Below are 7,351 nucleotides of genomic sequence, written 5' to 3' on the forward strand. Positions count from 1 at the left end.
TGTATTGTCAAGTAATAAAAGATATATTTTTATTTAAAATATTATTTTTAATAAAATGCTAAATATTATAGAGTTTTGTATTGATTTTTTTATTATTATTAGCTATATTATTATAAATTTAGTTTTAAACTTTTAAAAGGTAGTTTGACTATGAAAAAAGTTTCGTCTCTTGAAATTTTACTATATGAAAAGAGAAATAATATAAAAAATGGCTTTTATTATTTAAATCAAATAGCTTTTGCATATAACTCTAACCATATTGAGGGTTGTCGTTTGACAAAAGAGCAAACAAGACATATTTATGAAACAAGCTCATTTTTTTCTGAAAAAGATGGTGAAGAGATAAAAATAAATGATGTTATAGAAACTAGAAACCATTTCAAGGCATTTGACTTTATATTAGAAAAAAATTACGAGCCTATCACGCAAGATTTTTTAAAAGAGCTTCATAGAATTTTAAAGAGTGGGACTAGCGATGATGTAATAGGCGACTATAAGAAAATAGCAAATTATATAGGGGATTTTTCAACCACTAAACCAAAACAAGTTATGCAAGAGATAGAAAGGCTACTTAGTGAATATACTATAAAAACTAATATAGATATAAAAGATATTATAGATTTTCATTATAAATTTGAAAGAATACACCCATTTGAAGATGGCAATGGTAGAATTGGTAGGTTAATAATGTTTAAAGAGTGCCTAAAAAATGGCATTATCCCTTTTATAATAGATGTAGGGCACCAGGCATTTTACTATCGTGGGCTTAAAAATTATGAGAACCAAAAAGGATTTTTAATAGATACTTGTTTGTCTTGCCAAGATGAATACGAGGCTATTTTAAAAGACTATATCGATGGTGCAAGCATTGATTTGAATGAAGCATATTCTACACTTAAAAAAGTTATGTCAGGATTTGGGACAAAAATAGATGGTTAGATCTAAAAATTTCCCAGAAAAAAGTTCAAATGTGTAAATTTAGGCTTTTTGGCTTTAAAATTTAAAAGAGTAAAGAGATAAAAATGGACGATCAAAAGAAATTATATATATTTGCAGGTGTAAATGGTGCAGGAAAATCTACTTTTTATATTAACCAGCTAGAAGCAGATTCTGTCATCTATGGTGCAAGGATAAATTCTGATGAAATCGTTAGAGAATTTGGCGACTGGCAAAACCCCAAAGATCAAAATAGAGCTGGCAGGCTTGCGCTAAAGCTTAGAAAATCTTACATTGAGCGCGGAATAGATTTTAATATAGAAACTACTCTTAGCGAACATAGCATGGTTAAATTTATACAAGAAGCAAAAGAGGCTGGCTACTATATTACCCTTTATTATGTTGGCTTAAATAGCATCGAACTCTCAAAACAACGAGTGACCATAAGAGCAGCAAGAAATGGACACTCTATTGATGAGGCAACACTTGAAAGGCGTTTTTCGCAAAGTTTTGAAAATTTAGCCCACATTATCCCAACATGCGATGAAATTTATTTTTTTGATAATAGTGAGTTGATCGAGGATAGAGAAAAACAAAAGTTTTCAAATTTAAATTTTATCGCTAAAAAGCAAGATGGCACAATCACCATTTATTCGCCTAATAAAATAGAATGGTTTGAAAACGTTATAAAAAACAGCAAATTAAAGAATATTATAAAATAAAATCAGAAAGGAAAGAACAATGGCATTAAAAAAGATAGAGCTTCCAGACGAGTTTTTGGCAAAGCTAGGTGCGACAAAAAGTCCAAAAGAGTTGGGCGAGATAGTGGAAAGTTATGTAGTAGCAGGGATGGAGTGTGTTAGATTTCCAAAGGATAATATAATGCTTTATAACGTTATTTTAGATCTCGCAACAAGGCTTGGCAAAGAGAAAGAGGCTAATGCTTTGATAAAAGAAGCTCTCAAAGAGATAAATCAGAAAATTTTGAGTGAGTTGTAAAATTAGTTAAAAATATTGACTAATATAGTATTCTTAATATAAAAAAATAATTTTATTTAAATTTACAATTATTTGTATATTAAAAAATAAAAAAACAATATTTTTTAATAATTTACTAGTTTTTATAATAATTAAACATATTATTAAATAAAAATAAAAGATATTTAATGAAAAAAACATATATTTTAAAAAACAAAGACGTAGATGTTTTAGAATTTAATGTTTGTTTTGAAAAAGAGATATTTAGGGGCGTCGAAAAGGAAATGGCCTATCTACTTGACGTTAAAGTTTTACGTCAGGATATAGTTCCGTTTGAAATAAAAAATAGTCCAAAAAACATAAAGGGGTCGCTAGAGAACTGGATTAGAAATAGAAAAATCCCAAAAAATAGAGAATTTGTTAATGAAATTCTAGCTAGTAGCGGTATAACAAGAGAAGATAATTTTATGGCCTATATCAACATATCCTTTGGGCTTTCTCTTAATGATTGCTATTGGGTGGTATCAAACGAGAAAGACTACAAATGGTCTGATTATAATTTATATAGCAACTCTTTTAATGAAACACTTACATTAGTTGCCTTTACTGGCATATCAACAAGACTAAAAGAGCTATCTGTTTCTCCAGAATTAACAACAAATGGCATGCTAAAGAAATGTTGGCATAAAAATGAAAGTAGTGGCAAGATTGAACTATATAAAGGTAGCAATACAAAAAGCACAGAAGGCGGATATGAAGCATATTGTGAATATTATATGGCTCAAATCGCAAAAGCACTAAATTTAAATGCAATAGACTATGATCTAGTCGCTTTTAAAAAAGAAATTATAAGTTCTTGTGAGCTTTTTACCAGTGAAAAGTATGGCTATTTACCAATTTACTACTGCTTAGACAAGAGCGATATAAAGTCAGATAAACTAAGTTTAATGAAAAAAATAGAAGAAATTTATGGCAAAGAAGCATTTGAGGACATAATGCTCTTTGACGCTTTAATACTAAATACAGATAGACATTTAGGTAATTTTGGCATGTTAATAGATAATGAAAGCCAAAATCTAATTAAGGCAGCACCGATCTTTGATAATGGTCTATCCTTTTTAAATTTTATAGTTCAGGAAGAATTGAAAAACATAGATAGCTTGATGGAGGATAAAATAAGCTGGTTTGAGTTAAATTTTGATGATCAGGCCAAGATGTTTGCTATGCCAAGGCACATAGGACGACTTGAAAAGTTATCTAATTTTAAGTTTGAGCGACATGAATTTTATAACCTAGATGAAGAGGTCTTACGAGTGGCAGAAAATTTCATATCAAAGAGAAGCCAGGTGATATTAAATATGGCTATTGATACTCTAAATAAATTAAGCTAATCTTAAATTTTTTAACATAAAAATACAAATATGACTACTATTTTTTTAAAAAAAATCAATTTTTTATAAAGTCTTTTTTTTATTTTTTCAATTTTAGGTCGTAGAATTCACTATAAATTTTTAAAAAATAGCTATTTTGCTTTTGGGGGTCCAATGGACCCCCAAATAATAAAAATTATTTTTCAATAAATACTTTTTTTAAATTTTTATATTTTTTAGTCGTAAAGTTTTAAAAAATATTACTAAAATTATGTTGTTTTTTTGCGGGTCCATTAGACCCGCAAACTATAAAAATTATCTTTTCATAAAAATAATCTATATTTTTTGATTTTCTAGATAGTACAAATTTTAAATATTTTTTCAAATTTTTAATTTTAGGTCGTGAAATTTAACAAAAATCACTTGTGAGTATTACATACTCTCAAATTAAATTTAAGGGCAGCCCAAAAAACACCTGTTATGGAAAAAAATTATATAGCAAAAATTATTTATAATTTTGATTTAAACCATACTTTTAAAATAAAAATATTTTTTTCTGGGAAAAAATTTTCTAATATAATAAATTTTGTATCATTTTTTGGGAAAAATTAAGTAGGCAATAAGGCGAAAAAATGTAAATTTGTGTCAAAAAATGAAAAAAAGGACAAATATGGCAAGAGAGATTATAGATCTTGAAAAATCTCGTTCTACGAGTGCCAGGCTTTACAATCGTACGCAAGAGATAGTAGATAGCCAAACAGGTGAAGTAAAAACGATAGTAACGAGTTTTTTACAAAAAGAACAGTCAAAAGATGCCTTTATAAAGGTATTTGTTGAAAACTTAGACTTTTTAGTTGAAAATCTTTCAAACAATGCCAGAACGGTTTTTTTAGTGATGATAAAAAATGTCAATTATAAAAATATCTTTAAATATGATAGTGATTTTGTCAAATACTTTGAAGAGAGAAAGATTCTGGCAAAATCAAGTGTATATCGTGCCTTGAAAGAGTTAGAAGATAAGCAGGCAATTTTTAAAATCAGTGAAAATGACAAGGATAAATTCGACATTATAGGCAAAAACTCATTTATGCTCAACCCACAAATCGTAGGCAAAGGCTCAATAAAAGACCTCAAACAGCTAAGGCAAACGACTGTTAAAACATTTAATTTCGAAACGCTCGAAATGACAAAAGAAATTTTAACTGATGCAGCCTATGATGGATTTGACAAGGTTTTGGCAGCCCCCGATGATTTTCAAATAGATAGCGTAAAACAGATCCAACATTCAGCAAATAAGAGTGAGACTGAGATCGTGATATCAAAAAAACATGATGAGGAGCCAGCCGAGGACAAGCCAGAAGCCATCGAGGTAAAATCTGAAACAACAAATGAAGCAGCAAGCGGCATAGAGAGCGATATTGCTGATATTATGAAATTTGTTGGAGCGTTTAAGGGTGATTTTAAAGGTGATGCTAAGTCACTTAGGGCTGTTAAATCAGACGAACTAAACCAAAGGGATGAATAATGAAAGTCTTTTTTGACCTAAATATTATTATTGATATTATTGATACTGATAGAGCAAATAACCAAAAAGCTGTTGCACTCATGCAAAATTTAATGCGAAATGGCACTGACATTGTTATTAGTGAAGATAGTATTAGCACACTTTATTACAATTTACGTCATTCAAAGCAAAAACAGCTTATATTGCTTGACTTTCTAGAAGTGATAACTCAAAAATGGCAGCTAGCAAGCTTTGGCGTCGAAACAATAAAGAAGGCTATAAAGTACTCTAAAAATTCTAATGCCGACCTGGAGGATGCATTGCAATATTTTTGCGCAGATAAAGAAGGCTGCGAAGTTATATACACGTGTGATAAAAACTTTCCAAAAATTGCTATTGCTGTAAAAAATTATGATTAATTATAATTTCTTGGGAAAAATTTCGCTAGTGTGGTTAAATTTTTCCCACACAGAAAACCATTTTTCCCAGGTATGGGAAAATATAAAATGGCTACGGTCCACGAAATTACCGCACTTTAAGACCATTTTTTATAGCGTTTTCCCTTCTTATTCTTTTCTTTTTGTCGGAACCAAAAATAAGGTAAATCAAAAGTAAATAACTTTTGAACTTTTATAATTGTGCTATTAATTTTTTGCAAGCAAAAAATTCGCACAAAAACAAAACACCAAAAAAGAAAACCTATTATCATTGGATTATTTTATGGTTTTTGCTTTTTTCTTTAATGTAAGTACTTTTTTACAAATGGAGGGCAGTATTTGTTTCTTTTTTTGGGAAAAAATTTTATATAAGATCAAATTTTGTGTTTTTTTGGGAGATTTTTTATTTCATTAAGAGATAATATTTGTGTTGTTGATTATGTTTTTATATCCTGATTGATGTTACTTGTTTGAGGGGGTATAGAAAATGAGAGTGAGAAATTTTAGCGCGAGATTTTTGAAAGCACGAAAAATAGGCATTTTAAAAAACTTCACTCTCAGTTGTAATGTAAAAATTCAGCTGCAAGAAAAATCCCTATAATCCCAAATCGTCCGTTTTTTCCCGAAAAGTGTGGAAAAACTAAACTTCTTTAAAAGCCTATAAAGCCTAAATAAACGCCTTTTAAAAGCATTTTAAAGGGTGGAAAAAATGGCGGAAAAATTCACACAAAACAAGCTACTATAATCAAATCATCTTATAAATTTAGGTTTAAAAAATGGGGATTAAGGAACAAAATTTAAATAAAAATGTTCCTTAATAAAGCTTAATGTTCCTTAGTGTTGTGATATATCTAAAAATAGGCGATTTTAATTAAGGAACATTACAAAAATAATAAAACTTATGCTTTTAAGCTTAAAAAATAGCCTTTTTGATTAAGGAACATTTTAAGCTTGGTTTTAAGTTATAGTTTTTATAACACGTCCAACAATATAAAAAATTTCTTGGCTGTCGCTTTCTACTTCATAGCTATCATATTCAGCATTAAGGCTCTTGATAAAAATATTTCCACTAGGTTTAAATTGCAACATTTTTACCATTAGTATATTGTTATAGTTGATAACATATAAACCATCGCCCAAAAATTTATCATTAATATCCAAAACAACCCAGTCGCCAGAATGCAATTTAGGCAACATACTATCACCGACCACTTGTATCATTCTTAGGCGTTTTTCGTCCATTTGCGTTCTAAAAAATGTTTCTGGTATAAAAATTTTCTTATCCGTTTCATAAACTTCAACGTCATCTACCATACTTGAAGTTCCTGCACTTGCGCTATGGCTAAGAGCTGTAATGTAATACCCTTTTTGCTTCACAATTTGTGTATCAGAAATATCTTTGCCTAAAAAAATGTAATCTAATGACAATTTTTCAGCTTTCATAATCTCAAATATTTTATCGTATGGGATAGAATTTCTTGCTTTCCAGTTGCTTAGTGTATTTGGCTTTATGTCATACCTTTTGCAAAAATCGGCATCACCTTTTATGTCTAGCTTTTTATAAATCCTATCTAAAATTACGTCTATTTTTGGCATATTGTGAAATCCTATATATTTTTATTCACAGATTGTATTGACTTACTTCACAATATGTGATATAATTCTACAAACATTTGAAAAATTATACCTTAAAAAAGTTAAATTATTCAAATGTTTGAAAAAATGAGCGAAAGGAGCAACCGTGATAAAGCAATATTTCATAGATAACTGCATAAGTATCAGGCAGTGGGCTAAGAAGCATGACCTAAATGAAAGAATAGCTTACATGGTAATAAACGGCGAACTTGTCGGCAAATACAATACCGCAAAAGGTAGTATGCGACGTGTGTTTGAAGCACTTCTTAGTGAAGGCATAATCGAACAAATGCCTGAAAGCTTGGAGAATAAGGCTAGTTAATGCTTTTTGTTGAAACAAGCGTTGCTACGAAAATTTTCGGTGTTTGTGATAGGGCTTTAAGACTTGCTACGCAACGCAATTCCCAAAAACATCCATTCATAAAGATATCCGACGCCGGTATCAGAAGCCGTGGCGGAGCGAAGCTGCTGTTTGCAGTAGAGATCGCAGA

8 protein-coding genes are annotated in these 7,351 nt (G+C 29.8%); 7 read left to right on the forward strand and 1 reads right to left on the reverse strand.

Annotated elements, in window-relative coordinates:
• Positions 1-150 precede the first annotated feature (150 nt).
• The 6 genes from UNSWCS_RS05930 to UNSWCS_RS05955 all read left to right on the forward strand — a co-directional run bounded on the left by UNSWCS_RS05930 (position 151) and on the right by UNSWCS_RS05955 (position 5,207).
• Complete coding sequence (locus UNSWCS_RS05930; RefSeq protein WP_021087742.1) at positions 151-939, forward strand: Fic family protein; 789 nt, start codon at positions 151-153, stop codon at positions 937-939.
• A gap of 83 nt (positions 940-1,022) precedes the next feature.
• Entirely contained in the window at positions 1,023-1,658 is a 636-nt protein-coding gene (locus tag UNSWCS_RS05935) for a zeta toxin family protein (RefSeq protein ID WP_021087733.1), read from the forward strand.
• A gap of 19 nt (positions 1,659-1,677) precedes the next feature.
• The gene (locus UNSWCS_RS05940) at positions 1,678-1,935 is read left to right on the forward strand and encodes a hypothetical protein (RefSeq protein ID WP_021087719.1); all 258 of its coding nucleotides are present in this window, start codon (positions 1,678-1,680) and stop codon (positions 1,933-1,935) included.
• Positions 1,936-2,102: 167 nt separating this feature from the next.
• Positions 2,103-3,305: a HipA family kinase gene (locus UNSWCS_RS05945; protein ID WP_021087747.1), complete on the forward strand. Its 1,203-nt coding sequence runs from the start codon at positions 2,103-2,105 to the stop codon at positions 3,303-3,305.
• A 649-nt stretch (positions 3,306-3,954) separates the two neighbouring features.
• Positions 3,955-4,809, forward strand: coding sequence for a hypothetical protein (locus tag UNSWCS_RS05950; protein ID WP_021087716.1), 855 nt, complete (start codon positions 3,955-3,957; stop codon positions 4,807-4,809).
• Positions 4,809-5,207, forward strand: a complete 399-nt coding sequence (locus UNSWCS_RS05955; protein WP_012000868.1) for a type II toxin-antitoxin system VapC family toxin — start codon at positions 4,809-4,811, stop codon at positions 5,205-5,207. The genes UNSWCS_RS05950 and UNSWCS_RS05955 overlap by 1 nt, the downstream gene beginning before the upstream one ends.
• A 975-nt stretch (positions 5,208-6,182) precedes the next feature.
• On the opposite strand, the gene UNSWCS_RS05960 is transcribed toward UNSWCS_RS05955, so the two are convergent.
• Positions 6,183-6,821, reverse strand: coding sequence for a S24 family peptidase (locus tag UNSWCS_RS05960; RefSeq protein WP_021087745.1), 639 nt, complete (start codon positions 6,819-6,821; stop codon positions 6,183-6,185).
• 145 nt (positions 6,822-6,966) lie between these two features.
• Here UNSWCS_RS05960 and UNSWCS_RS05965 point away from each other — a divergent pair, with 145 nt between their 5' ends.
• Positions 6,967-7,182, forward strand: coding sequence for a hypothetical protein (locus UNSWCS_RS05965; protein WP_021087736.1), 216 nt, complete (start codon positions 6,967-6,969; stop codon positions 7,180-7,182).
• Positions 7,183-7,351 lie beyond the last annotated feature (169 nt).

This window comes from Campylobacter concisus UNSWCS (assembly GCF_000466685.1).
GTDB classification, from domain to species: Bacteria; Campylobacterota; Campylobacteria; order Campylobacterales; family Campylobacteraceae; genus Campylobacter_A; species Campylobacter_A concisus_A.